1 protein-coding gene is annotated in these 290 nt (G+C 44.1%); it reads left to right on the top strand.

What is annotated here, in order from left to right; genetic code table 11:
- On the top strand, positions 1 to 290 hold a 290-nt coding region (locus A3739_RS08645), incomplete at both ends, for a hypothetical protein (protein ID WP_156502493.1).

Below are 290 nucleotides of genomic sequence, written 5' to 3'. Positions count from 1 at the left end.
AATGCCTTTACTAGCAGTGATTGGACGGCTTATCCTTTCGCGAGTAAGAACAAAAAAGACTTTAATAACCTCTTAGATGTGTATCTAGATGCGGTCTTTTTCTCGCGCTTGGACGAGATGGACTTTCTTCAAGAAGGGCATCGCGTAGAATTTGAAGAGGAAGGTAACGCAGATTCGCCATTGGTCTATAAAGGTGTTGTGTATAACGAGATGAAAGGCGCAATGAGTTCGCCGGTGAGCCAACTTTGGCAGACACTCACTCGTTATGTGTTTCCAACTTCGACTTACCA

Source organism: Oleiphilus sp. HI0067, from assembly GCF_001635735.1.
The sequence above is the reverse complement of the archived record's forward strand: the minus strand, read 5'-3'. Positions and strand labels throughout refer to the sequence as shown.